This is a genomic window from Streptomyces sp. NPDC048419, from assembly GCF_043200415.1.
GTDB lineage: Bacteria > Actinomycetota > Actinomycetes > Streptomycetales > Streptomycetaceae > Streptomyces.
The window spans coordinates 338,147-363,731 of record NZ_JBICXT010000005.1 but is presented as its reverse complement, the minus strand read 5'-3'; the positions used below and the strand labels follow the sequence as shown (position 1 = coordinate 363,731).

Genomic DNA, 25,585 nt, shown 5'->3' with positions numbered 1-25,585 from the left:
TAACCGGGGGTCCTGACAGTGCAGGCGCGGGCGGAACTGACAGACTGTCCAGAACAAGCGGCATCACGCAACAGCTGACTTCGGAGGCCCCACGGTGGCGGACACGTCGGACACCAGAACCCCGGCGCAGATCGAGGCGGACATCAAGAGCCGCCGCGCAGTGCTGGCCGAGACCCTCGACGAGATCGGCGTGCGGGTGCACCCGAAGACGATCGTCGGGGACGCCAAGGCCAAGGTCGTCTCCAACCTCGATCACACGCTGGGGCGCGCCTACGTCGGGGTGAACAAGGTCGTGAGCGACGTCAAGGCCCAGTTCGTCGACGAGGAGGGCGCCCCCCGGCTGGAGCGGATCGTGCCGGTCGCGGCCGTCGCCGTCGGACTCGTGGGTCTGCTCGCTCTCGGCACCCGGCGGCGCCGGAAGTGAGCGGGGACAGGTAGGTTCAGGGCGTGAGCGCCAACAGAAAGCACAGCACCCCGCAGCACGACAAGCTGCCCATCCGCATGCTGCACGACCGGGTTCTCGTGCGGCAGGAGACGGGTGAGGGTGAGCGCCGGTCCGGCGGAGGCATCCTGATTCCCGCCACCGCGGCGGTCGGGCGCCGGCTGGCCTGGGCCGAGGTCGTCGCCGTCGGGCAGAACGTACGGACCGTGGAGCCCGGCGACCGGGTTCTGTTCGACCCGGAGGACCGGGCCGAGGTGGAGGTCCGGGGCGTGGCGTACGTGCTCATGCGCGAGCGTGACCTGCACGCCGTGGCCGCCGACCGGTTCGAGGGGTCCGAGGACACGACGGGCCTGTACCTGTAGCCCACCTGGAAACAGCTCTCCGAAAGGGCTGGTGACCACCGTCACCAGCCCTTTTTGTCGTTCCTTTGCTAGTTTTGAGGGAGCCCGACGAGACGCGCCGTACCGGGTTACGCAGGCAAAGACGACGCACCCCGACAGTCAGTCATGCGTTTCGGAGGTGCCGTCATGGCCTGGGTTCTGCTCGTCGTCGCCGGTCTGCTCGAGGTCGGCTGGTCGATCGGGATGAAGTACACGGACGGGTTCACGCGGCTGCTGCCGAGCGTGCTCACCGGTGCCGGGATCGTCGCCAGCATGGTGCTGCTGTCGTATGCCGCGAAGTCCCTTCCCATCGGTACCGCCTACGGCGTCTGGGTCGGGATCGGGGCGGCCGGTGCGGCGGTGCTCGGCATGGTGGTGCTGGGTGAGCCGGTCACCGCCGCCCGCATCTTCTTCGTCTGCCTGCTGCTGGTCGCCGTCGTGGGTCTGAAGGCGACCTCGGGTCACTGAGAGTCTGTGAACAGGCTCTGACGCGTCAGTGTTTCCGGGTGGTCTGCGGGCCTCCCGGGCCCGCAGTCGTACCCCCGGTGTCGGTGCCGGTCGTGGTGCCGCCGCCGTCCGTCGTGTTCCCGGTGGTGCCGCCGGTCGTCCCGCCGTCCGTGGTGCCGCCGTCGGTGGTGCCGCCGTCGGTGGTCGTGCCCCCGTCGCCCGTGGTCCCGCCGTTCGTCGTGTCGCCGGTGGTGTTGCCGTCGGTGGTGCCGCCGGTCGTGGGCGTCTGGCCGCCGGTCGTGCCGCCGTCGGTGGTGCCGCCCGTGGTGGGCGTCGGGCTGCCGGTCGTGCCGCCGTTGTCCTGGCCGCCCGTGCCCGGCTGCTGCGGCTCGGTGGTGGCGGGCGGCGCGGTCTGCTCGGCGCTGGCCTGGAGCTGGAGGTCGAAGTCCGTCGCCGGCTTCCCCTTGAGGGCGTCGCGGGTGTACTGCGCCCAGATCTCGGCGGGCGGGCCGCCGCCGTTGACGCGGTCCAGGCCCATCGCGCCGTACAGCGACTTGTGGGCGGCCGTCACCGGGTCCTGGCCCATCACGGAGACGACGGTGGCGAGGTCGGGTGTGTAGCCGGCGAACAGGGCGGCGGTGTCCTCCTCGGCGGTGCCGGTCTTGCCGGCGGCCGGGCGGTCGGCTCCCTGGGCGGCGGTCGCGGTGCCGTTGTCGACGACGCTCTGCAGCATCGAGGTGGTGGTGTCGGCGGCCTCGCGGCTGACGGCCTGGCTGGTCTGCGCCTTGGGCAGGTCGACGACGTCCTTGCCGTCCTTGGTGATCGAGTCGATCATCGTGTAGTTGGCGCGCTCACCGTGGTTGGCGAGTGTCGCGTACGCCTCCGCCATGTCGAGCACGCTGGCGCGGGAGACACCGAGCGCGATGGACGGGGTGGGGGTGAGCTCCGGGGTGTCGGAGGGGATGCCGAGGTCGATCGCGGTCTGCTTCACCTTCGCGGAGCCGACGTCCACGGCCATCTGCGCGTACACCGCGTTGACGGACTTGTCGGTGGCGGTGCGCACGGTGATGTCGCCGTAGGAGCGGTCGTCCTCGTTGGCGGGTGCGTAGCTGCCGCTCCAGCCTTGTACGGGGCGCTTGTTGGTGCCGTCGTAGTAGGCGTTCGGCGTGATGGTCTCGCCGTCCTGGGTCTCGGAGTGGTTCTGGACGGCCGAGGTGAACACGAACGGCTTGAAGGTGGAGCCCACTTGGAAGTCCTCGCGGGTCGCGCCGTTGGTGAACTGCTTGACGTAGTCGATGCCGCCGTACATCGCGACGAGCTTGCCGGTCTTGGGGTCGACGGAGGCGCCGCCCGCGCGGACGTACTTGTCGACCTTGTTGTTCTTCTTGTCGAGCTTGGACATCACCTTGTCGTCGACCGCCTTCACGAAGGCGTCCTGCTTGCTCTTCTGCAGGGTGGTGGTGATGCGGTAGCCGCCGCTGTCGAGTTCGTCGGCGGTGACGATCTTGTTCTTGGTGAGGTAGTCCTTGACGGCGTTGACGATGTAGCCGCGCTGCCCGGACAGGCCGGTGGAGGCGGTCTGCTGCTTCGGCATCGGGAACTTCAGGCCGGCCCGCGTGCTCTCGGTCAGCCAGCCCTTTTTGACCATGCCGTCCAGGACGTAGTTCCAGCGGGCCACCGCCGAGGCCTTGTTCTCGGGGTGCGCGACGACGTCGTACTCGCTGGGGGCGTTGACCAGTGCGGCCAGGTAGGCAGCGTGGGCCGCGTCGAGGTCGGTGGCGTCCTTGCCGTAGTACGCCTGGGCGGCGGCCTGGATGCCGTACGCGTTGCGGCCGAAGTAGCTGGTGTTGAGGTAGCCCTGGAGGATCGTGTCCTTGGACTTCTCCCGGTCCAGCTTGATCGAGATGAAGAATTCCTTCATCTTGCGGGTGACGGTCTGTTCCTGGCCCAGGTAGTAGTTCTTGACGTACTGCTGGGTGATCGTCGAGCCGGACTGCTTGCCCTTGCCGGTGGCGGTGTTCCAGGCGGCGCGCACCATCGCCTTGGGGTCGATCGCGGACTCGGTGTAGAAGTCGCGGTCCTCGGCGGCCAGCACGGCGTGCTGGGCGGCCTTGGAGACCTGCGCGAGCGAGACGTTCTCCCGGTTGACGTCGCCGTCGCGGGCGATCTGTGAGCCGTCCGCGTACAGGTAGACGTTGGCCTGCTTCATGGCGAGGGCGTTGGCCGGGGGGATCTTGACCAGGGAGTAGCCGAGGTAGAAGAGGCCGATCAGCAACAGGACGCCGATGACGAAGGTGCCGAGCACCATGCGCCAGGTCGGGATCAGCCGCCGCCAGCCCGTCCTCTTCGGACGCTTCGGCTTGCCGTCCCCGGCCCCCGGCCCCGGGGCCTCGGCGGCCTGCGGCTCTCTCGGTGCCCAGCCCTGGACAGGCTGTTGCGGCTGCGGCTCGTCGCTCATGTTGTGTACCGAACTCCTGTTTCGCGTCGTACGTTCCTGTACGCCCTCGTACGCCTTCTGCGCCCCCTCTTGAAGACTCTCGCACCATGCGTTCCGTTCCCGGATCGCGGCACGCGTCCGCCTCCGAAAATGCGTGGCGTGCGTCACTGCCGGCGGACTAGGCTCCTGCGCTTCGGTGTCGAGAGGTCCGGGAGGTTGACTGACGTGGGCTCGGGACGGTTGTACGCGGCCGTCGCGGCGGGCGGTTTCAGACGGTACGCGACGTATCGGGCGGCCACGGCGGCAGGGGTGTTCACCAACACCGTCTTCGGACTCATCCTCGTCTACACGTATCTGGCGCTGTGGGACGAGAAGCCGCACCTCGGAGGGTACGACCAGGCGCAGGCGGTCACGTACGTGTGGCTCGGGCAGTGCCTGTACGCGACGCTCGCCATCCAGGGCGGCGGGTTCGAGAAGGACCTCATGGAGCGCATCCGCACCGGGGAGATCGCGGTAGACCTGTACCGGCCGGCCGACCTCCAACTGTGGTGGCTGGCCGGTGACTTGGGGCGTTCGGTGTTCCAGATGCTGGGGCGCGGTGTGATCCCGTTCACGTTCGGCGCGCTGTTCTTCCCGATGGCGCTGCCGACCGACGTCACCACCTGGGCGGCGTTCCTGGTGACCCTCGTACTGGCGATGCTCGTCAGCTTCGGCATCCGCTATCTGGCCGCCCTGAGCGTCTTCTGGCTGCTCGACGGCATGGGCGTCAGCCAGGTCCTGATGATCACCGGCATCTTCTTCTCGGGCATGGTGCTGCCGCTCAACGCCTTCCCCGGCGCTCTCGGCGAGATCGTCCGGGCACTGCCGTGGGCGGCGCAGCTGCAGATGCCGGCCGACGTGCTGATGGGCGAGACCGATCCGCTGCGGGCGTACGCCTTCCAGGCGGTGTGGGCGGTGGTGCTGCTGGCCGCGGGGCGGCTGATGCAGTCGGCGGCGACGCGGCGGGTGGTGGTGCAGGGTGGTTGAGCGGAACCGCCTGAAGGAGGGGCTGCGGGCCTACGGGCTGATCGCCGGGATGTGGGTGCGGTCCTCCATGACGTACCGCACGTCCTTCCTGGTCACGGTGTGCGGCAATCTGCTGGTGACCTGTCTGGACTTCGTCGGCATCCTGCTGATGTTCTCGCAGGTCGACTCGCTCGGCGGCTGGACGCTGCCCGAGATCGCCTTCCTGTACGGCCTGTCGGTGACGTCGTTCGGCATCGCTGACCTGGTGCTCGGCTCGATGGACGTGCTGGGTGCCCGGATCCGTGACGGCTCCTTCGACACCCTGCTGGTGCGGCCCGCGCCGGTGCTCGCGCAGATCGGCGCGGATCGCTTCGCGCTGCGCCGCCTGGGCCGCATCGTCCAGGGCGGGCTGGTGCTGGGCTGGGCGCTGGCGTCGGTCGACGTCGACTGGAGTGCGGCGAAGGTGCTGCTGGTGCCGGTGATGCTGGTCAGCGGCGCGTCGATCTTCTGCGCGGTGTTCGTGGCGGGCGCGTCCTTCCAGATCCTCGCGCAGGACGCGGCCGAGGTGCAGAACGCCTTCACGTACGGCGGCACCACGCTGCTGCAGTACCCGCCGACGGTGTTCGGGAGGGACTTCGTGCGCGGGGTGACGTATCTGTTGCCCCTCGCCTTCGTCAACTGGGTGCCGGCCTCCTATGTGCTGGGGCGGCCGTACCCGCTGGAGCTGCCCTCGTGGGCGGCCTTCGCGCCGCCGCCGGTGGCGCTGTTGTGCTGTGCCCTGGCCGGTCTGGCGTGGCGGGCGGGCCTTGGTTCGTATCGGAGTACGGGGAGTTGAGCGTGACAGAGCAGGCGCTGATCGAACTCGACCGCGTCGAGAAGGTCTTCGACGTGCGCCGCAAGACCGGGTTCATGAAACGGGAGCGGCGCGAGGTGCGGGCCGTCGACTCTCTCTCCTTCACCGTGGCGCGCGGCGAGATGGTCGGCTACATCGGGCCGAACGGCGCCGGGAAGTCGACGACGATCAAGATGCTCACCGGCATCCTCACGCCGAGCGGCGGCCGGCTGCGGGTCGCGGGCATCGACCCCTCGCGCGAGCGCCTGCGGCTCGCGCACCGTATCGGGGTGGTGTTCGGGCAGCGTACGACGCTGTGGTGGGACCTGCCGCTGATCGACTCGTACAAGCTGATGCACCGCATGTACCGCATCCCGGACGCCCGTTACCGCGAGAACCTCGACCGCTGCGTCGAACTCCTGGAACTGGCCGACCTGTTGGACGTCCCGGTACGGCAGCTCTCGCTCGGCCAACGGATGCGCGGGGACATCGCGGCTGCGCTGCTGCACGACCCTGAGGTGCTGTACCTGGACGAGCCGACGATCGGCCTGGACGTGATCTCGAAGGCCAAGGTGCGCGGATTCCTGAGGGAGTTGAACACCGAGCGGGGCACGACCGTGCTGCTCACCACCCACGATCTGCAGGACATCGAGCAGCTGTGCTCGCGGGTGATGGTCATCGACCACGGGCGGCTGATGTACGACGGCCCGCTCGCCGGTCTGCACGAGGTGGGGGAGAGCGAGCGGATCCTGGTGGTGGACCTGGAGCGGGAGCTGCCGCCGATCGACGCGGCGCCCGCGCGGGTGGTGAAGGCACAGGGGCCGCGGCAGTGGCTGGCGTTCCCGGCCGGGGAGTCGGCGGCCGCGCTGGTCGCCCGGATCGCGGCGGAGTATCCGCTGGTGGACCTCTCGGTGCGGGAGCCGGACATCGAGGACGTGATCGCCAGGATGTACGCCGGTGCCGAGCCGGGGCGGACGGAGAAAGCGGTCTCGTAGCCTCCGGCCGGGTGAACTCGTAGGCTGCTGTCCATGACCGATGACGCCGCAGTCCCCGAACTCCGGGCATCCGACGCCGACCGTGAACAAGTCGCCGAGGTCCTGCGGGACGCCCTTGCGGAGGGCCGTCTCGACATGGAGGAGTTCGAGGAGCGCCTGGAGGCCACCTACAAGGCCCGGACGTACGGCGAGCTGACGCCGATCACCCGCGATCTGCCGGTCGGTCAGGTCACGCCACCGCCTGCCGTCTCGCTCACCAAGGAGCCGGTGGCGGGCGGCAGTTGGGCCGGGCGGATCGTCGGCGGCGAGGGGTCCTCGACGTGGGCGGTCGCGGTGATGTCCGGGTTCGAGCGCAAGGGCCGCTGGACCGTGCCCAAGCAGTTCACCTGCGTCACCCTCATGGGCGGTGGCGAGCTCGACCTGCGTGAGGCGAACTTCGCCGACCGCGAGGTCGAGATCAACTGCGTCGCGATCATGGGCGGGGTCAACATCATCGTGCCGCCCGGTGTCGAGGTCGTCGTCCGCGGCATCGGGATCATGGGAGGGTTCGACCACCGGGAGTCGGGCGTGCCCGGGGAGCCCGGGGCGCCGCGCGTCATCGTCAACGGCTTCGCCTTCTGGGGCGGCGTCGGCATCGAGCGCAAGCTGACCAGGGAGGAGCGGCGCCGGCTGAAGGAGGAGCGCCGCCAGGGGAAGCTGGACCGCAGGACCTCCATGCGGGAGCTCCAGGAGGACTACCGCGAGGACATGCACGACGCGCACCGCAGGATGCTGGACGGCCACCGCGATCTGCTGCGCGACCGGCACGAGGAGCGCCGGGAGCGGCACGAGGACCGGCGCGAGCGGCACCGGGAGCGTCGCGAGGAGCGGCACCGCCGCCACTACGGCGACCAGTGAACCGCCCCCGTCTGCCTCACAGTTCGGCCGGCGCCGAACCCTTCAGGTCGTCCAGGTCGAAGACGTCCGCCATCTTCGCGTAGCCCTTGTCGCTGGGGTGGAGATGGTCGCCGGAGTCGTAGTCGGAGCGGAGCCTGCGCGGGTTGTACGGGTCGCGCAGCGCCTTGTCGAAGTCGACCACGGCGTCGTAGACCCGGCCCGAGCGGATCTCCGCGTTGACCCGCTGGCGTACCGCCTCGCGGGCCGGGGTGTAGCCCCGGTGCCCCTGGAAGGGCATCAGGGTCGCGCCGACGACCTTGATGCCGCGGGCGTGGGCCTCGCGGACCAGGGTGCGCAGACCGCCGAGGATCTTGTCCGGGTCGGCGAGCCGCGGGTTGCGCAGGATGTCGTTGACGCCGAGGTCTATGACGACGACCTTGACGTTCGTCCGGGAGAGCGCGTCGCGGGAGAAGCGGAGCAGGCCGCTGGGGTTGTCGGCGGGGCGGCCGAGACCGTCGGCGAGGACCTGGTTGCCGCTGATGCCCTGGTTGACGACGCTGTAGCGCGGCAGGTCCTCGCCGGACCCGACCGCAGTGCGCAGCCGCTGCGAAAGGACGTCCGTCCAGCGGTGGTTGGCGCCCAGGCTGGACGTTATGCCGTCGGTGAGGGAGTCGCCGAAGGCGACGACGGTGCCGTCCGACTCGTTGCTCAGCACGTCCAGCGCGGTGAGGTAGCGCCAGAACGGGGTCTGCTCGGTGTACCCGGTGCCGGTCACGTCCTCGGTCCGGTCGCCGGCCGCGACGTAGGACATCTGACGGGCGTGCGGGTGGTAGGTGACCGGGCCCGACGAGCTGGGGGAGTAGATGGTGACCAGCACGTCGCTGCCCTGCGGGATGACGATGCGGACCGCGTCGCTCAGCACCTGCCGGCCGGCCGGGATGACGACCGCGGTGCTGCCGCCGAAGCTCAGGCGCCGCATGGTGTCGGCGTTCGCCTCGGCGGTGCCTGAGGTGACGGCCACGGCGATCGAGGCGTGCGTGACGGTCAGCGGCGACTGGCCGTAGAGATTGGACAGCGTGATGCGGGCACTCGTACCGCCTACGCTCGCGTGCACGACGTTGCGCAGCGAGCGTCCCGCCATGCCGCCGGTCTCGGTGCCGGGCTCGGCGCCCGCCGGGGACGCCGACCAGGAACCGACCCAGATGCCGGTGGAGGCGGGAGCGGCGGAGTTGTGCGGGGAGCGGCCCCCGGCGAGGGTGGCGCTGCTGTTGCTTCCGTCGTCAGCCGCTACACCGAGGTATATGGCAGCCGATAGGCCCACGATCACGGCGATGATCGCGGAAAGCAGGGCATAACCGTGACGCCTGGTCATGCGGTGCGGGTCTCCTCGGACGAATGGGAGCCCGAGGCTCCGATGTGATCACCCCATGATGCGTCATGGGATGAGGGGTAGTTGAACCGGACCCCCCTTCGGGCCACCGGAGTTCATGACGAACTTCCCCGCCCAGACAGACGCCGGGAACTCTCGTTCCGTTCCAGGAGTCGGTCAGGAAGGGACAATGTGTGCAGGGGATCACGAACGGGTGGAGCGGATGGAACGTACGAACAGGGAAGAAACGGGTGAGCGTGCCGTAGACGTGCATGCCCACCCGGCCGCGGCGGGACACCGGGGGGTCCCCACCGCGGCCGTGCGCGCGATGACGACCTTCAGCGCCGCCGACCTGGAGAAGCAGCGCGGGGTGCGCCAGATGAAGCTCACCGCGACCGGGCTGCTGCTGTTCGTGGCGCTGGTGTACATCCTCGCCAAGTGGGCGGAGAACTCCGGCGCCGGCGTCTGGGCGGGCTATGTCGCGGCGGCCGCCGAGGCGGGCATGGTCGGCGCGCTCGCCGACTGGTTCGCGGTCACCGCCCTCTTCCGCCACCCCCTCGGCCTGCCCATCCCGCACACGGCGATCATCCCGACGAAGAAGGACCAGCTGGGCCTCTCCCTGGGCGAGTTCGTCGGCGAGAACTTCCTCTCGGAGGACGTCGTACGGCAGCGTCTGCGCGCCGTCGGCATCGGCAGCCGGCTCGGCACCTGGCTCGCGGACCCCGACCACGCGGACCGGGTGACGGCCGAGCTGTCGGCCGCCCTGCGCGGCGCGCTGACCGTGCTGCGCGACTCGGACGTCCAGGCGGTGGTCGGCGAGGCGATCACCCGGCGCGCGGACGCCCAGGAGATCGCGCCCGGCATCGGGAAGATGCTGGAGAAGATCGTCGCCGACGGCGGCCACCGGCGGGTCGTCGACCTGATCGTCACACGGGCGCACGACTGGCTGGTCTGGCACGACGCCGAGATCATGGACGCCGTCCAGGGCGGCGCCCCCGGCTGGACCCCCCGGTTCGTCGACAAGAAGGTCGGCGAGCGGGTCTACAAGGAGCTGCTGCGTTTCGTCACCGAGATGCGCGACATGCCCTCCCACCCGGCCCGTGGCGCTCTTGACCGCTTCCTCGGCGACTTCGCCTCCGACCTTCAGTCCGACACGGACACGCGGGCGCGGGTGGAGCGCCTGAAGGGCGAGGTGCTGGGCCGCGGCGAGGTGCAGGACCTGATCGCCTCCGCCTGGACCGCCGTACGCTCGATGATCGTCTCGGCGGCCGAGGACGAGCGCAGCGAGCTGCGGCTGCGCGTGCGGGCCTCGCTGCTGTCACTGGGGGCGCGGATGGCCGTCGAGCCCAAGCTCCAGGGCAAGGTGGACCGCTGGGTGGAGGGTGCCGCGGTGTACGTCGTCACCACCTACCGCAAGGAGATCACCTCCCTCATCACGGACACCGTCGCGGGCTGGGACGCCGAGCACACGACGAAGAAGATCGAGGCGCACATCGGCCGCGACCTGCAGTTCATCAGGATCAACGGCACGGTGGTCGGTTCGCTGGCCGGCCTGCTGATCTACACGGTGTCGCGGGCGCTGGGGGCGTAATCCCACCTCTCGCGGGCACCCGACCGGGGTTCCGCTCGTACGAGGAGGGAGCCCATGACAACAGCCGAGGCCGCGAGTGGCCGCACCATCACCACGAACATTCCCGCACGCCTGGACCGCCTGCCGTGGTCGCAGTGGCACTGGACGATCGTCATCGGTCTCGGCACCGTATGGATCCTCGACGGCCTCGAGGTCACGGTCGTGGGCAACATCGCCAGCCGGCTCTCGGAGCCCGGCAGCGGTCTGCCGATCAGCTCGGGCCAGATCACCGGCCTCGCGGCCGCCCTGTATGTGGCGGGTGCCTGCGTGGGAGCCCTGTTCTGGGGCCGGCTGACCGACAAGTGGGGCCGCAAAAGGCTGTTCATGATCACGCTGGCGGTCTATCTGGCCGCCACCGCGCTCACCGCGGTCTCCTTCTCCCCCTGGTGGTTCTTCACCTTCCGCTTCCTGACCGGTTTCGGCATCGGCGGTGAGTACGCGGCGATCAACTCGGCGATCGACGAGCTGATCCCGGCGAAGTACCGCGGCCGCGTCGACCTGATCATCAACGGCAGCTTCTGGCTGGGTGCGGTGGGCGGTTCGCTGCTCTCGATCGTGGCGCTGAACACCGGCATCTTCCCCAAGGACGTGGGCTGGCGGCTGACGTTCGCGCTGGGCGCCGTGCTCGCGGTGGTCATCCTCCTGGTGCGGCGGCACGTCCCGGAGAGCCCGCGGTGGCTGCTGATCCACGGCAGGGACCGCGAGGCCGAGGAGATCGTCACCTCGATCGAGGAACGGGTGGAGTCGGAGAAGGGCGAGCGGCTGGCGCGGCCCGAGGGCGAGATCACCATCCACCAGCGGCGCGGCGTGAGCTTCATGGAGATCGCCCGCACCCTGTTCGCCGACTACCGCAAGCGCTCGGTCCTCGGCTTCTCCCTCTTCATCGGCCAGGCGTTCCTCTACAACGCGATCACCTTCGGCTTCGGCGCGATCCTGACCACGTTCTTCAAAGTCCCGAGCGGCAACACCGGTTACTACTTCGCCGTCATCGCGGTCGGCAACTTCTGCGGCCCGCTGCTGCTGGGCAAGCTGTTCGACACCGTGGGCCGCCGGGTGATGATCTCGGGCACGTATCTGCTCTCCGGCCTTCTCCTCTTCGGCACGGCCTGGCTGTTCGACCGGGGCTCGCTGAACGCCACGACGATGACGGCCTGCTGGTGCGCGGTGCTGTTCTTCGCCTCGGCCGGCGCGTCCAGCGCCTACCTGACGGTCTCCGAGATCTTCCCCATGGAGACCCGGGCGATGTCCATCGCCTTCTTCTACGCCCTCGGCACGGCGGCCGGCGGCATCAGCGGCCCCCTGCTCTTCGCCGACCTCACCAGCACGGGCAAGGTGGGCGACACGGTCCTGGCCTTCCAGATCGGCGCGGCCCTGATGGTCGCGGCGGGCCTGGTGGCGGCCTTCCTCGCCGTGAACGCCGAACGCCGCTCCTTGGAGGACATCGCCAGGCCCCTTACGGCGGCGGCGAGTTCCCTGCGGGAAAAGAGCGGCGGCCGGGAGCCGGGGTCGAAGCCGGCTACGGCGTAGTCCTTCGGACCGCGGCAGCGGCAGCGGCTTGCGGTGCGCGTCGGTGTGTGGCGCGCACCGCTTGCGGTAGCGGTAGCGGTAGCGGCAGCGGCTTGCGGTGCGTGTCGGTGTGTGGCGCGCACCGCTTGCTGGTTTCCGAGGGGGCTGGCCTGCGGGGCGTTGCGCCCGCGGCGCGTCGAGCCTGCGGCTGCCTGGCCGGCGGTGCCGTCTCTGCGTCCCCTGGCTGTGAACTCGCGCCGCACCCTTGCGGGCGTGCGGGCGTGCGGGCGTGCGGGCGTGCGGGCGTGCGGGCGTGCGGGCGTGCGGGCGTGCGGGCGTGCGCCGCACCCTGCTGGCCGCGTCCCAAGGAGGCGGCATCCCGCAAGCGCCGGGCCCCGCACCCTGTCTGTGCACGGCAACAGGCCCTGCGCGGCGACAGGCAGAACCTGGTCAGCGCCGTCGCGAAAACGTCACGCGTGCCGGTCGGCAACCGCCCAAGACGCGAGCCCCACAACCCCGGCCACCCCGAACACCGCAGGCCACGCCCCCACCTTCTTCGCCAAGGGATGCGACGCCCCGAAGGCGGCCACATACCCCGCGCTCAAAGCCCCCGCAGCAACCCCGCCGGCCCGCTCCCGCCACTGCGAAGCCGCCGCAACCCCCGCCGCGGCCAGCACAACCCCGCCCAGCTCCCGCTTCCCGGTCCAGCGAGCGACGCCGTACCCACCGACAAGCCCACCCGCGGCCACCACCGCACTGGGAACCCTGGCCATGTCTGCCTCCTACCGTTTTGACTGATCCGCCCCGAGGCTAGCCCCCACCCACACGGCACCCCGAGGCAGGCCCGGGCTTCACGGCTGGCCGCCACCACCGCCACCGGTCCGCCGCAGATGCTTGTCGATGAGTCCGAACGTCACCTCGGGCTGCTCGATCTGCGGAAGATGCCCGGCCTTGGGCACCACCTCCAGCCGCCCGTCCCCGAAGGCACGGGCATAGGCAGCCCCGAATGCGGGAGTCACGATCCGATCGCTCTCCCCCCACACGAGCAGCGCCGGCTGCCGCACCCGCCCCAGTCGGCGCAGCAGCTTCGGATCGTGCATGTACGGATCGCCGGCGAGAACCCGCATGGTCGCCATGTTGGCCTGGCGGACGGCGAGTTGATCGGCGGGCAGCGCGGCGGGATCGACGTAGTAGCGCTCCGGCTCGTGCCAGGACAGCTCGAACGCGGCACGGGGCTCCAGCGCGAAGTAGTCCGCGATCGGCTCACCCTCCACCTGCACACCGACGGCGTCGACGAGCACCAGCCCGCTGATCCGCTGCCCGGCATCCCGCACAGCCATCTCGGCCGCGATCCATCCGCCGAGCGAGGACCCGACGACCAGGACGTCCTCCAGCCCCCGGTCCTGGAGCAGATGCAGATACGCGAGGGCGAGATCGTCGACACCGGTGAGCCACTCGGGCCGGAGCGTGCCGTCCCAACCGGGATGAACGGGCACAAGTGTGTAGGCCGTGGGGGCGAGATGCTGAGCGATCCCCGCAATGGTGGCGGGCCCCCCACCACCGTGCAGGACGAGGACGGGACGGCGGCCGGTCTCGGAACCGGCCTCGGACAGGCTGATGCGCAGGTCGGCGTACACCTGCGAGATGTGATCGGTAGGCATGCCGACCACTCTAACTAAACATGCTTATATAAGCTAGCTTAGTTTTCGGCTAAGCTAGCTCCATGCACCCTGACGCCACTGCTGACCTGCAACTCCTCGGCCGCGCGGTCAAACAGGCCCAGTACCGCCAACACCGCGCCCTGGACAGCGTGTTGACGGCGGTCGGTACGACCCTCGCCCAGTGGGACGCCCTGCGTGCGATCAGCCGCACCCCGGGCGCATCGGCCCGAGACCTGGCCGCGGCCACCTTCCAGACCGAGCAGGCCTTCGGCACCCTGGCCGGCCGCCTCACCGCCCAGGGCCTGATCGAACGCCGCCCCGGCCACGGCCGCCGCATCGAACACCACCTGACCCCGGCGGGCGAGCGCACCCTGAAGGCCGGCCACAAGGTGGCCGACGAGGTACTGACGGAGTGCTTCGCCCCGCTCCCCGAGCCCGACCGCGCGACACTGCTGGACCTGCTGCGACGCCTGAACGGGACGCCGTAAGCGGCAGGCGCATTTGCACCCACCCCGCGATCGCTCCTCCACGTCTCATAAGTCCCTTGCTGCACAAGCGCATTCCGGCATAGCATCACATTCGCTATCGCGAATCAATCGCTGATCTCGATCCAGTCGATGTCGATGTCGATCCGGTGTGGCGGGGGCCTGGTGTGACGTTGGTGATGGCGGTCGCGGCCGTCTGGGGTGTGCTGCAACTCTTCGTACTGGCCTGGCCGACGCGCTCGGTACGGCTGACCACCGTGCTGCTGGCGCTCGCGGTAGGTGTCTACGGATGCGGCGTGGCAACGGCGCTCGTCCAACTCACCTACACCCGCCTCTACGCAGACCACACAGGGCAGCCACTCATCGCGGTGGTGAACACCACCAGCTACACGGTGGCCCCCTGGGTAGAGGAACTGATCAAGCTCACCCCTCTGCTCCTGGCCGGATTGAGCCTGAAGATCCGCCGCCAATGGGGCCTGACCGACTTCGTGGTGCTGGGCGCGTCGCTGGGAGCCGGGTTCGGCCTGCTCGAGGCGGTACTCCGCTACGGCCTGGACGCGCACCGGGCGATACCCCGCGGCGGGGGCTGGGTGATCCCCGACAGCTTGTCGCCGCCCTATGTACCGTCCCTGTCGCAGGTGTTGACGTCGTGGCTCCCCGCGCCGTTTAGCCAACTGGACGTAGGCGGCGTGCCGTTCACGGAGACCTTCTCCCACCTGGTCTTCACGTCGATGACGGGCTTCGGCGTGGGCCTGCTCTGGCGCACCCGGGGCCGCCTGCGCCTGCTCTCCGCACTCCCGATCGCGGCAGCGGCGACGTACCACACGCTGAACAACTACACCGTCCAGCACCCAACAAGCCGCGCCGCGACCTGGCTTGAGACCCTGGACACCAAAGCCTGGGCGTTCCCCCTCGTCTGCCTGGCCGTCGCCATGCTCGTCGACCTGCGCCAACTCCACCGCGCCAAGCGCACGATGCCGGACGTACTCCTCACCTCCGAACGCGCCGAGGGCGACAGCCTGGGAGCCCTGCTCCGATACGCGACATGGCGACTCCCCTGGACCCTACGGATCGCCCTTCGCTACGTCGGCTTACGCCGCTCCTTGCTCTACGCCGCCGCATCGTCCCAGCCGGCGGACACCGCGGAGTTGCACCGCACGGTCGCTGAAGTCACAGCCCGGATAGACGCATCCGACAACCAGCACACCTGGCAGTCCCTCGACATCCGCGCCCAGCTGAAGGCAACCCGGGCCGCCCGCGGCTGCCGGCGATGGCTCCTGCTGATCCCGTGCGTACTCGTACTGCCCTCGTTACTGTTCCTGGGCGTCGGCTCGTTCACCTCCACCGCCGGCCTCCAGAAGTTCTTCAGCACCGGCGCGGGCCCGAACATCCTCCTGGCCTTCGGCATGGCAGCCCTGGCCTGGATCGCCTACCTGCTGATCACCCTCTTCCGCACCTGGCGAACGGCGACAGCCCACCCCCTCGCCGAACCCCTGGCAGCCCACCGCTTCCGCCTCGCCACGGCCCTGGGCTCAGCCACAACCGGCGTCTTCCTGTTGCAGCACAGCATGGGCGAAGCGGGCCCCGCCGCCCCGATGATCCGCACGTACCACCTCCTGGACGCCCTCAACAACTTCCTCACCTACCTGGGCTTCGCCCTTCTCCTGCTCTCCCTGCTGGCCCTGTTCCCACCGGGGGGTCTGGCCCTGGCCGGAGTGGGAGCCGCCGGCACCCTCACAGCGGAAGCAGCCCTGAACGCCGGCTTGTTGGGCACGGCCGGACTGGTTCTCATGGGCCTGGGCGCGTCGAACGGCTCGGGCAATGACTACAACGCATGGCCGAGGAGCAAACGAAAGGGGCGCATCAAACCCCGGCATCGTGCAGATGTCCGCGGTGACGAGGGCAAGAACCTCGGAGGAAAGAGCAAGGCTCACACCATCGACAGGCACGTCGACAAGACAATCAGCGGCATGCGAAGACGAATGCGCGAGGACCCTGACCTTGATGAGGACTCACGCTACGTTGACGTTGATGCGGCGCAACGCTTCACCGACAGAACACTGACCGGTCCGAAGAATCAGCGGAAAATATCTGCCTGGTTGGCCAAGGGAGCGAAAGGAACACTCCGATTGGAGGAAGATTTCGACGAGAATACGGGGCTCTATCTCAATCGTTACGACTTCACTCACGGGCAGGGAACGCGGTGGGTGAAAAGGGTTCGTGTCGTGCTGAAGGCTGACTCGACGGCGGCCTCCGGATATCGCGTGCTCACGTCGTTCCCTCGACCCTAATACGCACACTGGAGCTACTTGTGAGTCAGGAACTTCCAGCCGGGCAGCGGTTCTATGCGCTCGATGACCTGCTCGGCGCCTACGCGGATGCCGGCTTCGCGTTCACGGACACTGCGGAGACTCCGGGCCCTGGCCTGGCCTCGTATCTCAGAATCGCCGCTCGGGAACCAGCACGCGCCGAGACGGCCGTCCAGCAGATCGACGATCTGCTATCTGCCGGACTCTTCTCCGACGAGATCGCGGACGAGGTGGAGTACCTGCCGCACATCCGTCCTCCGATGGGGACCAGCGTGGAGGACTGTCTGCGCATCGCCCGGGACCATCTCAACCGTTTTCTGCAGGACCCGTCAAAGGTGCCCCCGATGAACCCGCAGAACCACTGGGAATGGAACGAGCGATTCCCCGAGTTGGGCCAGCTACTGGGCGGCTACTTCCATCAGGATTTCTCGGACTTCTACGATTCTCACGACGAGGCTCTCGATGAGTACATCAGCGAAGTCCTGCCTGAGGACCAGGCGAAGGCGGCGCAAGAGATCAGGGAACTGCTGGCCATGGTGACTTCGGATCAGGAGCTCAAAACGGCGACCGCCGCGCTGGGGCTCTCCTACAGTCCGCCGCGAGGAATGTCTCACCGGCAATGGCTGCAGCACATCCGCCAAAGGATCACCGAGGCTTCTCAGCCGGCCCCTCCATCTGTTTGACGTACCGATGGCACGGAACGGCGATCGGACCATCGGGCCCCTCCGCCGCATACTCGAACGCCCCCTCGTCCACCCACCCTTGCCGCTCATAGAACCGCCGCGCACGAGCGTTCCCCGTGGCGACGGCCAGCCACACCCGTTCGTGCCCCGCCTTCCGGACGACCTCCTCAGCGTGCCCAAGCAACGAACCCGCCACCCCCGCACCCCGATGCTCCCCCGCGACGTACAACTGCTCCGCCTCGTCCCCGACCACCATGACGAACCCCGCGACGACCCCACCGACGACCGCGACCGTCGTATCCGCAACCCGCTCGGCGGCCCGGACCGCGAACGACTCGGGCGTCCGGACGGCGACCAGTTCATCGGGCACGTGCCTGAGATGCCCGTCGCGCCACCCATCACGCCAGATCACCGCCACCGCCGCGGCGTCGACGGGCTCCGCGGGCCGCAGGACGATCGGCCGCTCACGAGGCACAGGCACGGGTTCGGGCATGAGGCCAGGGTAGTCAGGCCCAACCGGCGGACGGCCGGAACGCTCCGCTCAAGATTCGCCGCCCGTGCGGGGCATGAAACTGCACCTGCGACTGTAAAGTCCGTGTGCGTTACAGGGATTTGTGGCGCGGGGAGTCACCCGCGGGGGAGCGGCGCCCTGATGTGGCACAACGACGACGGGGGCGTGAGACCGAGATTCGACGTGCCCGCGTACCGGGCACTTGCGGCCGCGGCACGCCGCCAGGCCGCGCTGCCAAGACCCAAGGCGCGCAGCCGCCGTGAAGCGGACGTCCGAAATGTGCCGTGGTGGCGAGTACGGACGCTGCGGAGGGTCGCCAGCCTGTCCAGACTGCTCCCGGCGGTGAGCTACGCGGTGCTGATCCTGGTGACCTACGCGCTGGTCCGGTCCCCCTCGCTGGCGCCGGAGGCAGGGTTCCTTTTCCTTGTCTTGGTCGGGAGGCGGTGCTGGAACTCCAGCCACTGCCGCTGCCCGAGCCCCGGTATATGGCGCTGCGCAAGCTCCCCGCCGACCTGCCCGTAGGGCCCGTCGGCACACTCGAACTCCACGGCCGCGCGGACGAGTCACCGCTGGGCGTCCCGTGGATCGAGGGCCGCGCGTACTGGCCGAAGCGCTCCTACAGCTCCGCCGACCTGAAGCGGCCGCAGGCCGGAGCCGTAATGACCGTGCTGCTGAACGAGGCGGGGAACGAGGAACCGATCGTGCCGTGACCGTCGTTGGTGGCAACATCGACCAACATGGAATTCTCCGAGGTCGTACGTCGACGCCGCATGATCCGGCACTACTCCGACAAGCCCCTCGCCCCGGAGGTGATCGAGCGCATCCTCGCCTCCGCGCTACGGGCGCCCTCCGCAGGCTTCTCCCAGGGCTGGGCCTTCCTCGCCCTGACCGACGCCGCCGACCGCGCCCGCTTCTGGCCGTTCGTACCCACGCGGGTCGAGCAGACCCCGACCATGCAGGACGCCCCGCTGGTCGTCGTACCCCTCGCGCACAAGGCCGCCTACCTCGAGCGCTACGCCGAGCCCGACAAGGGCTGGGAGGACCGGGCCGAGGCCCGCTGGCCGGCACCGTACTGGCACATCGACACCGGCATGGCGGCCCTGCTGATGCTCCTGACCGCCGTCGACGAAGACCTCGGGGCCTGCTTCTTCGGCATCATGCCGGAGCATCTCCAGCCGTTCCGAGAGGAGTTCGGGGTGCCCGACGAGTACGCCCCCATCGGCGGCATCACGGTCGGCCACCGCGCCGACGACGTACCGCCGCAGGGCGCGCGAGTCGCGGAACGCCGACGGAGGGCGGACGAGGTCATTCACCGGGGGCGGTGGGGGCGGCACGCCTGAGGTCCCGGAACGCGGTCAGTCGGACAACGGCTCAGGACAGCGAGACTTCCCGCACCTCAGAACTCCCCGAGCGGTAGTCGCTGTGCCGTCCCCAGGCCGGCCGAACCCGGACGTAGACGATGTCCGGCCACTCCGCCCGCTCCCGCCCGTCTGGAAACTGCTCGAAGTACGCAGCCACGGCCGGGTCGTCCTTCGCGATCTCGACGGCGACACCTTCCAGTTGAAGAGTCTGTACATCTCCCCAGTCGACCCCGATGACCAGGGCCACACGCGGTTGCCGACTCAGATTGGCGAACTTACGGGAGCCCCGCGTCGTATCGAAGACAAGGTCACCCGCGCCCGTCGCGGCCACACCGACGACCGCTGCCTGCGGAGACCCGTCCGCCGAGGTGGTGGCCACGACGGCCAGCCTCCGAGCGCGGACATACTGAATCAGATCATTACGGTCCATTCGCCAGAATGTATCGTCGTGGGGACGAGAGCAGCGCCATCGCAGCGCAGCGGTCCGGAACCGGTCAACTCACCCACCCACCACAGGGCGCCTAGCGACCATGTCAGTCGCCGGCCCGGGTCGGGCTCTCCACCCTGCCTAGTCGGCCTCGCGACGTTTGAGCGCGTGCATGTTCACGGCCTCGACAAAGTCCTGCCAGGCCTGCCGGCTGACTGTCAGGATGGGGCCACGCCGACCCTTCGAGTCCCGTATGAGGACGCCGCCTTCGCCACCCGCGCACTCCAGACACTCCGTCCCGCTTCCACCGCTGTAGGACGACTTGAACCACTGGGCGGTAGCGGGCGCCGTCATCAGAGCTCCTTGCTTATGCGGTGGATGATCTCTGCCGAGGACTCGAGATCGAGTGCCTGTGCGCTGAGGTACTCGAACGCCAACCTATAACGCTCCAGTTCTTGCCGCTTCTCCATAAACAGTCCGCCACCGAGCAAGTCCACGTAGACGACGTCGAGTTCGGGTGCGCGGCCGCGAAGGACCGCGAAACTGCCTACCGTTGCCGCGTGTGCGCCTGTTGAGAAGGGCAGCACCTGGACCGTGATGTGAGGTCGTTGCGACAGCGCGAGCAGGTGATCGAGCTGGTTTCGCATGACCTCGGGCCCGCCAACCCTGCGCCGGAGTGCGGCTTCATCGATCACGCACCAGATGAGCGGCGGCTCGCTGCGCTCCAGGAGCTCCTGTCGCTTCATGCGGATGTCGACCATGTGCTGCACTTCGTGCTCAGGGCACTGCACCTCCGAAGCGCGGTGCACGGCCTCGGCGTAGGACCGGGTCTGCAGAAGTCCGGGGACGTACATGTAGGCGTAGTGGTCCTCGCGTACGACCTCGTCCTTGAGGGTGAGCATGAGGTTCATGGTCTCGGGGATGGGGTCGGCGAGTGATCGCCACCAGCCCTGGATCTTGGCGCCCTTGGCCAGCTCGACGAGGGCACTGCGCTCCTCGTCGGAGGCGCCGTACTCACGGCAAAGGGCGTCCACAGTCGGCCACTTGACCGTGCCCTCCTTCGTCTCGTACCGGCTGGGGGTCGCTTTCGAGATCCCGACGCGGGCTCCCGCCTCCTCGAGCGTCAGCCTCTTGATCTCACGGAGGCGACGCAGGTCGGCCCCCAGTTGGCGCCGTCGCGTGGTGGGTCCAACTGGCGTGTTCCCAGCCCTTCATGTCGATCTCTCAGATCGTCGCGGTTGTTCAATCCAGACGGCAAGGTGGTGTGCCCCCGGGGCGCGCGAGGTGTGTGGCGTCTCTGCGACGGGACTTGAGGACTCATTTACGGCTCTGGGGGTTGCACGAGTCGATCGACGCGGCTCAACTCTGCGCCAGTGAGCTCGTGGCCAACGTGATTAACCACGTCGGCCCGGGTACGCCGGCCACCCTCGTCGTGTCCACGAACGGTACGCACCTGCGTATTGAGGTCCATGACCCCGATACGCGAGCACTCCCCACGCTCAATCAGGCGGCTGCTGACTCCGACAACGGGAGGGACCTGGCCCTCGTCACCGCAGTAGCCGAACGATGGGGTGTGCACCTCCACCCGGAACGAAAGGTGACCTGGTGTGAGCTGGCAACAGGCCTCACCTATGTGGAGCCTGGGCCGCCTCCTGTCCCACACCTGAGCAGGGTGAGTACGAGAATGGCTGAAGAATCGGTGATCGGCGCCATTGCTGACTTCCTGCACTGGCTCAGGGCTCACGGCTGTGATGCCGATGAGGCCCTGGACCGAGCGCAGACGCATTTCGAAGGGCAGATCGCGGGAGCCGCTACCCGGCGGCAATGGCCGAGTACGTCCACACGTCAGCCGGGAGCTCGTGCTTGAGATCCCAGGTGATCGCCATCGGCTTGCTCCCCGCGTGCCTTACGTAGGCGGCCGGGCCCAGGAACATCCAGGGCTCGGACTTGCCGATGGCGTTGGACTTGTAGCGGCGCAGGAACAGCAGGACATGGCTGCCGCGTCGTGCGTGCTGCTGGTAGCGAAGGCCAGTGGGAGACGTCTCGGGCGTTGTGCTCTGCGACTCCCAATGAAAGCGAGTGGGGCTGATCGCGTAGTCCTTGTAGCGGACGGTGGGGGAGAAGTCCCGCTCGTTCTTCTCCAGGGTGATCAGCAGGGCGTCCGTCTCGATCTCCTCGACCCACGTGACGCCCTGGCTGAAGACTCCGGGCATCTGCCCGCCCAGTCGCGCCACACCGAGGGCCGAAAGGACTTCGGAGCGGTTGTAGGCGCTGTGGATCTTCAGTGGGAGATGGCCGAGTGGTCCATCCAGCGGGATGGGGAAGTGGTCGGTCCGATCGAGTACGTACGACAGGACCTGCTGGAGTTCATCGCGGACCAGACTCTGAGTACGCAACGACTCCAGGCCCTCCCGGTAGCTGGAGAAGCCACCCGCCTTGTCCCACAGGTTGAAGAAGAGCATGCGGGCGTAGGCCTGGTCTGCCGGTGAGAGGTAGTCGTAATCGGGTGCTTCGTCGGAGAGGAGTTGCAGGTACGTGCGGGCGCGCTCGGGGTCGTCCACATGCAGGAAGGCGTGGACGCGCTTGAGCAGTTCCTCTTCGCCGGGCAGCGGTGCCGCCTTGATGACTCCCGCTTTACGCAGGACCTTGGTCCAGGAGTTGTCGCTCTTGTAGAGCTCCTTGATGTCCCGCCGACTCTCACGGAGATAGGCGCCGAGCTTGGGTGTGCTGTAGTCCCGTACCTCTTTGGCCAGCGTGTTGATGGTGGCGTTGAGCTGGGTGCGGATGTTGTCGAGGACGAGGTCCTTGGACTTGCCCTCCAGGAGGATCTGGCAGCCGGAGGGCAGGTGGGGGAAGTCTCGCTCGATGTTGTCGACCAGGCGGTTCCGGGACAGATTCGTCAGCGCCCGGAACTGCTCCTCGAACCGGAACTCCGCCCGGTGCTGGCCGATGAAGTCCAGCACCGTCAGCACGGGCTTGTTCGGTGTGCGGCGCAGGCCGCGTCCGAGCTGCTGGAGGAAGACGGTTGCGCTGCTCGTCGGGCGCAGGAGCAGCAGTGTGTCGACGTCGGGTATGTCCAGGCCCTCGTTGAACAGGTCGACAGAGAAGATCACTTGGATCTTTCCGTCTCTGAGCTCACGGAGCTTCAGTTCCCGCTCTGCCGGAGAGGAATCGGCGTCGAGGGCTGCGGTCTGGAAACCCGCCTCGTTGAACTGCCGGGCCATGAAGTGCGCGTGGTTCTTGGTCACGCAGAACCCGAGGGCGCGCATGGCGGCGGGTTGGGAGATCTTGTCCCTGACCTGCTTGATGACGATGTGGGCCCGGGCGTCGCTCGCTGTGTAGACGTTGTCGAGTTCGTCCCGGTCGTAGGAACCGGCGCGCCAGTTGAGCTGGGTCAGATCCGTGCCGTCCGGGATGCCGAAGTAGTGGAAGGGGCAGAGGAGGTCGGCTTCGAGGGCCTCCCACAGCCGCATCTCGGCAGCGATCCGGCCGTCGAAGAACTCGTCTTGCACATTGAGGCCGTCCATCCGCTCGGGCGTTGCGGTGAGGCCGAGCAGTTCGGCCGGCTGGAAGTGCTGGAGGACCCGGCGGTATGTGTTCGCGGTGGCGTGGTGGAACTCGTCGATGACGATGACGTCGAAGTGGCCGGGGTCGAGCTGTTCCAGCCGGTGCAGATTGAGCGACTGAACGCTGGCGAACACGTGGGTCCACTCGCGGGGTTCCTGGCCGTTGTAGAGCAGCTCACCGAAAGAGGCGTCCGCGAGCACCTCTTGGTAGGTGCGCAGCGACTGCTTCAGGATCTCCTTGCGGTGCGCGACGAAGAGCAGCGGGGGGAGCCTTCCGCCTTGCCGGTCGCGCAGGGCGCGGTAGTCCAGGGCGGCCATGACCGTCTTGCCCGTACCGGTTGCCGCGACCAGGAGATTCTCGTGGTGATCGCGGATCTCACGCTCGACGTGGAGGCGCTCCAGCATGTCCCTTTGGTGCGGGAAGGGCTGGACTTCAAGACCGGAGAGGTTGATCTTGAGGTCGTCGCCGGGCCCATTGCCTCCAGCACGCCTCAGCGCCTCGGAGAGCCGGTCTCCGTCCGCATCAGGGTCGTACGCCTCGAAGGCGGGGTCATCCCAGTACGCGTCGAACGTTGCCTCGAACTTGTCCAGCACGCGAGGGGTGGCGACCGATGACAGGCGTACGTTCCATTCCAGGCCGTCGAGTAGCGCGGCCTTGGACAGGTTGGAGCTGCCGACGTAAGCGGTGTTGAAGCCGGTCCCGCGGCGGAACAACCATGCCTTCGCGTGCAGACGCGTCGATCGGATTTCGTAGTTGACCCGTATTTCGGCGCCGAACTCCCGGACAAGACGGTCCAACGCGTATCGGTCGGTGGCTCCGATGTAGGTCGTCGTGATGACCCGGACGCGGACGCCCCGCTCCTTGGCCGCGCGGAGTGAATCCTCAAGTACCCGTATTCCATGCCACTTGACGAACGCACACAGCAGATCGATGCGGTCGGCCGTGGCCAGCTCCGCGCGCAGCTCGGCACCCAGGTTCGGGTCGTCCGGCGCGTTGGTGATCAGAGCCGTTTCGGAGAGCGGCGTCAGGGGGCGGATCGCGTAGACCCCGGGTGCCTCCTGCTCGGCGAGGGAGAGCAGCTGACGCGGTCCGTCGGCGATGACATGGCAGGACTCGTCCTCGTCCGGGTCGGGCACACTGGCGGCCAGGGACTGCATGATCTGGTTGGCGACGGCCACCTGCCTCTTGTGCGGTAGCTGAGCCAGGCGGCGCCCCACGACCTCGCCGATGTGCCGGGCCAGCACGTGCGGACTCGACTCCGCACTGACCTCCGCATCGATGGCTTTCCAGCCCGCCGCTTCCAGTCCCTCTATCTGGTCGAGCAGATCACGAGTGACGAGCTTCTCGTAGACGCCCGCCTTCGGCTGCGTCAGGTCCCCCGATTCCGCCACGCCTGCTCCTTCTATCCCGCGCGCTTGATCTCCCGTGTCGATATGGATCTGTTTTAACAGCAGCCACTGACAATCCGTCTTTGGATACCGGATCTCAGACGGTTGCCGTCGGCCGCCTGATTCATGGCAGTGCTTTGTCTCCTCGGCCTGTATCAAGGGCGCTGCGCGTCGCTTCGGCGATCGGCCTGTGGCCGGCCCTGACGCCGGCCGCTCCAGCCCGCGCTACACCCCGTGACACCCCTCATACGCCCGCCCCGACCCGCACCAGCAAACCGCCCCCCGCTGCGGCGGCCACTCCTCCGCCCGGCCCCGCGCCGCGAGCGTCGTCGCGTACTGCGGGAGGAGGTCGACGTCCGCCGGGGAGGAGGCTTCCGAGGCGGCGAAGGCCTCGTACGACGGGACCGTTCCCGTGACGATGCCCAGGTTCGGGGTGCCGGAGGCGGAGAGTTCGCGGAGAGACGCCTCTATCGTCGACAGGTGCTCCTCGTGGGAGGGGTACTCGGCGGAAAGGGATGGGTACGCCTCGACCAGTTCCGTCAGTTCCGGTGCCGGCCAGTGCAGGACAGCCACCGGGAACGGGCGGGACAACGCCTCGCGGTAGGCGCCCAGTTCGGCCTGTAGGCGGGAGATTTCCGCTGCGAGCTCTTGTGGGTTCTCCGAGCCCAGGGACCAGACGCGCTTGGGGTCGTGGAGTTCGTCCAGGGAGACGGGGGCCGAGTGGAGGGTGTCGGCCAGTACGTCCCAGTCGTCGTGCTCGGCGCCCAGCATCCGCCGTACGCGATGGCGGCCGAAGAGGAGCGGGTGCGTGGCGTACGGGGGCTCGGGCACGTCCGAGAGCAGCAGGGTCGCGCCCTCCGTGAACGTCTCCTGCGCCGCCTCCAGCTCGTCGTGCGACTCCAGCGCCTCCGCCACGATCACCCAGGGCGCCGGGTCCCGCGGGGCCGAGGCGCGGACGCCGTCGATGATGGCGCGGGCCTCGGCCTCGTGGCCGTACTCCCACAGGTTCGAGGCCTTCAGGGCCCGTACCAGAAGTGGCTTCTCCAGGCCGTCCGCGGAGGACAGCAGGCGGTCGTAGAGCGTGGACGCGGCGGGGCGGTCGCCGGCCAGCTCCAGGTGGGCCGCGGCCTGGAGCAGCAGGGCCTCGGCGTCCTCTGGGTACAGGCCCGCGGTCCGCTCCAGGCGGGCCGCTTCGGCGGTGTGGTCAGCGTTCTCGGCTGGCGTGTCGGGGCGCATGAGGGAAACCGTACTGCCGATCAGTGACAAAGAAGAGG

The 25,585-nt window shown here is 68.5% G+C and carries 25 protein-coding genes and 1 riboswitch; of the genes, 15 read left to right on the top strand and 10 right to left on the bottom strand.

The features are described from left to right. Window positions 1–94 precede the first annotated feature (94 nt). The 3 genes from ACGFYN_RS14450 (at window position 95) to ACGFYN_RS14440 (ending at window position 1,290) form a co-directional block, all read left to right on the top strand. Window positions 95–424, top strand: coding sequence for a DUF3618 domain-containing protein (locus ACGFYN_RS14450; RefSeq protein WP_393866132.1), 330 nt, complete (start codon window positions 95–97; stop codon window positions 422–424). Window positions 425–501: 77 nt separating this feature from the next. After that, entirely contained in the window at window positions 502–804 is a 303-nt protein-coding gene (locus ACGFYN_RS14445; protein ID WP_278191605.1) for a co-chaperone GroES, read from the top strand. A gap of 56 nt (window positions 805–860) precedes the next feature. Beyond that, window positions 861–935: riboswitch (guanidine-III (ykkC-III) riboswitch) on the top strand. A gap of 34 nt (window positions 936–969) precedes the next feature. Then, a complete protein-coding gene (locus ACGFYN_RS14440; protein WP_393866131.1) occupies window positions 970–1,290 on the top strand; it encodes a DMT family transporter in 321 nt (106 codons plus the stop codon). Between the two features lie 25 nt (window positions 1,291–1,315). Here the strand turns inward: ACGFYN_RS14440 and ACGFYN_RS14435 are convergent, their stop codons facing one another. Further along, on the bottom strand, window positions 1,316–3,727 hold the full coding sequence (locus ACGFYN_RS14435; RefSeq protein WP_393866130.1) for a transglycosylase domain-containing protein: 2,412 nt from the start codon (window positions 3,725–3,727) through the stop codon (window positions 1,316–1,318). A gap of 204 nt (window positions 3,728–3,931) precedes the next feature. Between ACGFYN_RS14435 and ACGFYN_RS14430 the strand changes: the two genes are divergently transcribed. The 4 genes from ACGFYN_RS14430 to ACGFYN_RS14415 are packed head-to-tail and all read left to right on the top strand — an operon-like array spanning window position 3,932 to window position 7,435. Continuing rightward, on the top strand, window positions 3,932–4,732 hold the full coding sequence (locus ACGFYN_RS14430; protein ID WP_393866267.1) for an ABC transporter permease: 801 nt from the start codon (window positions 3,932–3,934) through the stop codon (window positions 4,730–4,732). Continuing rightward, complete coding sequence (locus tag ACGFYN_RS14425) at window positions 4,725–5,546, top strand: ABC transporter permease (protein ID WP_393866129.1); 822 nt, start codon at window positions 4,725–4,727, stop codon at window positions 5,544–5,546. Before ACGFYN_RS14430 ends, ACGFYN_RS14425 begins: the two co-directional genes overlap by 8 nt. A 2-nt stretch (window positions 5,547–5,548) precedes the next feature. Beyond that, on the top strand, window positions 5,549–6,538 hold the full coding sequence (locus ACGFYN_RS14420) for an ATP-binding cassette domain-containing protein (RefSeq protein WP_393866128.1): 990 nt from the start codon (window positions 5,549–5,551) through the stop codon (window positions 6,536–6,538). Between the two features lie 33 nt (window positions 6,539–6,571). Continuing rightward, on the top strand, window positions 6,572–7,435 hold the full coding sequence (locus ACGFYN_RS14415) for a DUF1707 domain-containing protein (protein ID WP_393866127.1): 864 nt from the start codon (window positions 6,572–6,574) through the stop codon (window positions 7,433–7,435). A gap of 16 nt (window positions 7,436–7,451) precedes the next feature. Here the strand turns inward: ACGFYN_RS14415 and ACGFYN_RS14410 are convergent, their stop codons facing one another. Further along, window positions 7,452–8,786: an SGNH/GDSL hydrolase family protein gene (locus ACGFYN_RS14410; protein ID WP_393866126.1), complete on the bottom strand. Its 1,335-nt coding sequence runs from the start codon at window positions 8,784–8,786 to the stop codon at window positions 7,452–7,454. 187 nt (window positions 8,787–8,973) lie between these two features. Here ACGFYN_RS14410 and ACGFYN_RS14405 point away from each other — a divergent pair, with 187 nt between their 5' ends. Together ACGFYN_RS14405 and ACGFYN_RS14400 are read left to right on the top strand one after the other, a co-directional pair. After that, window positions 8,974–10,374 (top strand): DUF445 domain-containing protein, encoded by a 1,401-nt coding sequence (locus ACGFYN_RS14405; RefSeq protein WP_393866125.1) that lies wholly within the window; start codon window positions 8,974–8,976, stop codon window positions 10,372–10,374. Window positions 10,375–10,428: 54 nt separating this feature from the next. Next, complete coding sequence (locus ACGFYN_RS14400) at window positions 10,429–11,940, top strand: MFS transporter (RefSeq protein WP_393866124.1); 1,512 nt, start codon at window positions 10,429–10,431, stop codon at window positions 11,938–11,940. Window positions 11,941–12,389: 449 nt separating this feature from the next. Here ACGFYN_RS14400 and ACGFYN_RS14395 read toward each other — a convergent pair whose 3' ends face one another. Next, on the bottom strand, window positions 12,390–12,692 hold the full coding sequence (locus ACGFYN_RS14395) for a hypothetical protein (protein ID WP_393866123.1): 303 nt from the start codon (window positions 12,690–12,692) through the stop codon (window positions 12,390–12,392). 78 nt (window positions 12,693–12,770) lie between these two features. After that, window positions 12,771–13,580 carry an alpha/beta fold hydrolase gene (locus ACGFYN_RS14390; protein ID WP_393866122.1) on the bottom strand — a complete coding sequence of 270 codons (810 nt, stop codon included), beginning with the start codon at window positions 13,578–13,580 and terminating at the stop codon, window positions 12,771–12,773. A gap of 62 nt (window positions 13,581–13,642) precedes the next feature. Here ACGFYN_RS14390 and ACGFYN_RS14385 point away from each other — a divergent pair, with 62 nt between their 5' ends. From ACGFYN_RS14385 to ACGFYN_RS14375, 3 genes are all read left to right on the top strand, one after another. Next, window positions 13,643–14,068 carry a MarR family winged helix-turn-helix transcriptional regulator gene (locus ACGFYN_RS14385; protein WP_393866121.1) on the top strand — a complete coding sequence of 142 codons (426 nt, stop codon included), beginning with the start codon at window positions 13,643–13,645 and terminating at the stop codon, window positions 14,066–14,068. Between the two features lie 164 nt (window positions 14,069–14,232). Further along, window positions 14,233–16,356, top strand: coding sequence for an RNase A-like domain-containing protein (locus ACGFYN_RS14380; RefSeq protein WP_393866120.1), 2,124 nt, complete (start codon window positions 14,233–14,235; stop codon window positions 16,354–16,356). Window positions 16,357–16,376: 20 nt separating this feature from the next. Then, window positions 16,377–17,057, top strand: coding sequence for a contact-dependent growth inhibition system immunity protein (locus ACGFYN_RS14375; protein WP_393866119.1), 681 nt, complete (start codon window positions 16,377–16,379; stop codon window positions 17,055–17,057). Here ACGFYN_RS14375 and ACGFYN_RS14370 read toward each other — a convergent pair. Then, window positions 17,020–17,550, bottom strand: a complete 531-nt coding sequence (locus tag ACGFYN_RS14370; RefSeq protein ID WP_393866118.1) for a GNAT family N-acetyltransferase — start codon at window positions 17,548–17,550, stop codon at window positions 17,020–17,022. The two genes, ACGFYN_RS14375 and ACGFYN_RS14370, sit on opposite strands and share 38 nt — an antisense overlap. A 461-nt stretch (window positions 17,551–18,011) precedes the next feature. On the opposite strand from ACGFYN_RS14370, the gene ACGFYN_RS14365 reads away from it, so the two are divergent. Further along, window positions 18,012–18,278, top strand: coding sequence for a hypothetical protein (locus ACGFYN_RS14365; protein WP_393866117.1), 267 nt, complete (start codon window positions 18,012–18,014; stop codon window positions 18,276–18,278). Between the two features lie 27 nt (window positions 18,279–18,305). Then, a complete protein-coding gene (locus ACGFYN_RS14360; RefSeq protein ID WP_393866116.1) occupies window positions 18,306–18,908 on the top strand; it encodes a nitroreductase family protein in 603 nt (200 codons plus the stop codon). Window positions 18,909–18,939: 31 nt separating this feature from the next. Here ACGFYN_RS14360 and ACGFYN_RS14355 read toward each other — a convergent pair whose 3' ends face one another. From ACGFYN_RS14355 to ACGFYN_RS14345, 3 genes are all read right to left on the bottom strand, one after another. After that, the gene (locus ACGFYN_RS14355) at window positions 18,940–19,359 is read right to left on the bottom strand and encodes a pyridoxamine 5'-phosphate oxidase family protein (RefSeq protein ID WP_393866115.1); all 420 of its coding nucleotides are present in this window, start codon (window positions 19,357–19,359) and stop codon (window positions 18,940–18,942) included. Window positions 19,360–19,497: 138 nt separating this feature from the next. Continuing rightward, on the bottom strand, window positions 19,498–19,710 hold the full coding sequence (locus ACGFYN_RS14350) for a DUF397 domain-containing protein (protein ID WP_393866114.1): 213 nt from the start codon (window positions 19,708–19,710) through the stop codon (window positions 19,498–19,500). After that, window positions 19,710–20,522 carry a helix-turn-helix domain-containing protein gene (locus ACGFYN_RS14345; RefSeq protein ID WP_393866266.1) on the bottom strand — a complete coding sequence of 271 codons (813 nt, stop codon included), beginning with the start codon at window positions 20,520–20,522 and terminating at the stop codon, window positions 19,710–19,712. Before ACGFYN_RS14345 ends, ACGFYN_RS14350 begins: the two co-directional genes overlap by 1 nt. Before the next feature lie 98 nt (window positions 20,523–20,620). Here ACGFYN_RS14345 and ACGFYN_RS14340 point away from each other — a divergent pair, with 98 nt between their 5' ends. Then, a complete protein-coding gene (locus ACGFYN_RS14340) occupies window positions 20,621–21,223 on the top strand; it encodes an ATP-binding protein (protein WP_393866265.1) in 603 nt (200 codons plus the stop codon). On the opposite strand, the gene ACGFYN_RS14335 is transcribed toward ACGFYN_RS14340, so the two are convergent. Continuing rightward, entirely contained in the window at window positions 21,168–24,314 is a 3,147-nt protein-coding gene (locus ACGFYN_RS14335; RefSeq protein WP_393866113.1) for a DUF3427 domain-containing protein, read from the bottom strand. The two genes, ACGFYN_RS14340 and ACGFYN_RS14335, sit on opposite strands and share 56 nt — an antisense overlap. A 222-nt stretch (window positions 24,315–24,536) precedes the next feature. After that, on the bottom strand, window positions 24,537–25,547 hold the full coding sequence (locus ACGFYN_RS14330) for a hypothetical protein (protein WP_393866112.1): 1,011 nt from the start codon (window positions 25,545–25,547) through the stop codon (window positions 24,537–24,539). Window positions 25,548–25,585 lie beyond the last annotated feature (38 nt).

Coding starts and splice junctions, on each gene's coding strand:
- ACGFYN_RS14445 (WP_278191605.1), top strand. CDS start 502: ATGCTGCACGACCGGGTTCTCGTGCGGCAGGAGACGGGTGAGGGTGAG.
- ACGFYN_RS14440 (WP_393866131.1), top strand. CDS start 970: ATGGCCTGGGTTCTGCTCGTCGTCGCCGGTCTGCTCGAGGTCGGCTGG.
- ACGFYN_RS14435 (WP_393866130.1), bottom strand. CDS start 3,727: ATGAGCGACGAGCCGCAGCCGCAACAGCCTGTCCAGGGCTGGGCACCG.
- ACGFYN_RS14415 (WP_393866127.1), top strand. CDS start 6,572: ATGACCGATGACGCCGCAGTCCCCGAACTCCGGGCATCCGACGCCGAC.
- ACGFYN_RS14410 (WP_393866126.1), bottom strand. CDS start 8,786: ATGACCAGGCGTCACGGTTATGCCCTGCTTTCCGCGATCATCGCCGTG.
- ACGFYN_RS14405 (WP_393866125.1), top strand. CDS start 8,974: ATGTGTGCAGGGGATCACGAACGGGTGGAGCGGATGGAACGTACGAAC.
- ACGFYN_RS14400 (WP_393866124.1), top strand. CDS start 10,429: ATGACAACAGCCGAGGCCGCGAGTGGCCGCACCATCACCACGAACATT.
- ACGFYN_RS14395 (WP_393866123.1), bottom strand. CDS start 12,692: ATGGCCAGGGTTCCCAGTGCGGTGGTGGCCGCGGGTGGGCTTGTCGGT.
- ACGFYN_RS14390 (WP_393866122.1), bottom strand. CDS start 13,580: ATGCCTACCGATCACATCTCGCAGGTGTACGCCGACCTGCGCATCAGC.
- ACGFYN_RS14385 (WP_393866121.1), top strand. CDS start 13,643: ATGCACCCTGACGCCACTGCTGACCTGCAACTCCTCGGCCGCGCGGTC.
- ACGFYN_RS14370 (WP_393866118.1), bottom strand. CDS start 17,550: ATGCCCGAACCCGTGCCTGTGCCTCGTGAGCGGCCGATCGTCCTGCGG.
- ACGFYN_RS14360 (WP_393866116.1), top strand. CDS start 18,306: ATGGAATTCTCCGAGGTCGTACGTCGACGCCGCATGATCCGGCACTAC.
- ACGFYN_RS14355 (WP_393866115.1), bottom strand. CDS start 19,359: ATGGACCGTAATGATCTGATTCAGTATGTCCGCGCTCGGAGGCTGGCC.
- ACGFYN_RS14350 (WP_393866114.1), bottom strand. CDS start 19,710: ATGACGGCGCCCGCTACCGCCCAGTGGTTCAAGTCGTCCTACAGCGGT.
- ACGFYN_RS14330 (WP_393866112.1), bottom strand. CDS start 25,547: ATGCGCCCCGACACGCCAGCCGAGAACGCTGACCACACCGCCGAAGCG.